Origin of the sequence: Agrococcus sp. GCM10030265, from assembly GCF_042666675.1 — a bacterium.
GTDB lineage: Bacteria > Actinomycetota > Actinomycetes > Actinomycetales > Microbacteriaceae > Agrococcus.
Map to the genome: position 1 here is coordinate 1 of NZ_JBHTCZ010000007.1, position 2,464 is coordinate 2,464.

1 protein-coding gene is annotated in these 2,464 nt (G+C 71.8%); it reads left to right on the forward strand.

The genetic code is table 11. From position 1 onward, the window contains the following. Nucleotides 1–28: 28 nt before the first annotated feature. Nucleotides 29–2,464, forward strand: a 2,436-nt coding sequence (locus tag ACFQPP_RS14360) for an Ig-like domain-containing protein (protein WP_376917340.1), incomplete at its 3' end; no start/stop codon positions are given.

Genomic DNA, 2,464 nt, shown 5'->3' on the forward strand with positions numbered 1-2,464 from the left:
GGGCACGTGGTCGATCGAGGGATCGGTCGTGACGTTCTCGCCGGCCGAGGGCTTCGAGGGCGACCCGACCCCGATCGCCTACGAGGTCTCCGACCTCTCCGGCGACGTCACGGGTGCATCCATCACGGTCGGCGTCGTGCCGGTCGCGGCGGACGACGCGGACGTCGACAACGTGCCGGGCACCGCCGTCGCGGTCGACGTGCTCGCGAACGACGCGGGCGTCCTCGACCCGACGACGGTCGCGCTCGTCGACGCCGACGACGTCGTGCTCGACGCCGGCGAGTCGCTCGTCGTCGACGGCGAGGGCGTCTGGTCGATCGACCCGACGACCGGCGCCGTGACCTTCACGCCCGAGGAGGGCTTCCTCGGCGACCCCACGCCCATCCGATACGAGGTCGCCGACCTCTCGGGCGACCGCACGCAGGCGACGATCACCGTCGGCTACGTCGGCGTCGCGGTGGCTGACCTCGACGAGGGCAACGCCGTGGGCGATGCCGTGACGGTGCCCGTGCTCGACAACGACCTGGGCGTGTTCGACCCGGCGACCGTCGCGCTCCTCGATCCCGCCACGGGCGAGGCGCTCGAGGCGGGCGCCGAGCTCGTCGTCGCAGGCCAGGGCACGTGGTCGATCGACCCCGAGACGGGCGACGTCACGTTCACCCCGGCGGACGGCTACGAGGGCGACCCGACGGTCGTGACGTACCAGGTGGCCGACCTGTCCGGCGACCTGACGCAGGCGACCATCACGATCACCTACGTGCCGGCCGCGGTCGCGGACGTCGACGAGGGCAACGCCATCGGCGAGCCCGCCTCGATCGACGTGCTCGCGAACGACGTGGGCGAGTTCGACCCGACGCAGCTGTCGCTGATCGACCCGACGACGGGCACGGTGCTCGCACCGGGTGCCGCGCTCACGGTCGCGGGCGAGGGCGTGTGGTCGATCGACCCCGAGACCGGCGTCGTGACCTTCACGCCCGACGCGGGCTACGAGGGCGACCCGACGGTCGTGTCGTACCAGGTGCCGGATGGCTCGGGCGACGTGACGTCGGCCACCATCACCATCACCTACCTGCCCGTCGCCGTCGACGACCGCGACGTCGACAACACGGTCGGCACCGCGGTGACGATCGACGTGCTGGCGAACGACGCGGGCGTGCTCGACGTCGCGACGCTCGCGCTCATCGACGCGCAGGGCATCGAGCAGGCGCCCGGCGCCCCGCTCACGGTGCTCGGCGAGGGCGTGTGGACGATCGACGGCTCGACCGTCACGTTCACGCCCGAGGTGGGCTTCCAGGGCAACCCGACCCCCGTCGACTACCGCGTCGAGGATGGCTCCGGCGACGTCGCGACCGCGACGATCATCGTGGGCTACCTCGGCGTCGCGCAGCCGGACGCCGATCTCGGCAACGCCATCGGCGACGCCGTGACGGTGCCGGTGCTCGACAACGACTCCGGAGCCTTCGACGTCACCTCGGTGGCGCTCGTCGACCCTGCGACGGGCGAGGCGCTCGAGGCGGGCGCGGAGCTCGTCGTCGAGGGCGAGGGCACGTGGTCGATCGACCCGGAGACGGGCGATGTGACGTTCACGCCGGAGGACGGCTTCGAGGGCGACCCGACGGTCGTCTCCTACGAGGTGACCGACGAGCTCGGCGTCTCGAGCCGCGCGACCATCACGATCACCTACCTGCCCGTCGCTGCTGCGGACGAGAGCCTCGAGAACGCGATCGGCGCTGCGGTGGCGATCGACGTGCTCGCGAACGACGCCGGCGTCTTCGACGTCGCATCGCTGTCGCTCGTCGCAGCGGATGGCACGGTGCTGGGCGCTGGCGAGCCGCTCGTCGTCGCTGGAGAGGGCACGTGGTCGATCTCCGGATCGGTCGTGACGTTCACGCCGGAGGCTGGCTTCGAGGGTGACCCGACGCCCATCTCGTACGAGGTGACGGACCTGTCGGGTGACGTCACGGGTGCGTCGATCACGGTCGACTACCTGTCGGTCGCGAACGACGACGCGGACGTCGACAACGTCGTGGGCGAGGCCGTCGCGATCGACGTGCTGGCGAACGACGCGGGTGCCTTCGACGTCGCGTCGCTGTCGCTCGTGGGTGCGGACGGCACGGTGCTGGATGCCGGTGCGCCGCTCGTGGTCGAGGGCGAGGGCACGTGGTCGATCGACGGCTCGACCGTGACGTTCACGCCCGAGGAGGGCTTCCTCGGCGACCCGACTCCGATCGACTACGAGGTGACGGACGGCTCGGGCGACACCCGCTCCGCGACGATCACCGTCGGCTACGTCGGTGACGCGCAGGATGACTCGGATCTCGGCAACGCGATCGGCGACGCCGTGACGGTGCCGGTGCTCGACAACGACCTGGGCGAGTTCGACCCGGCGACGGTCGCGTTCCTCGACCCGGCGACGGGCGAGGCGCTCGAGGCGGGCGCCGAGCTCGTGGTCGACGGCGAGGGC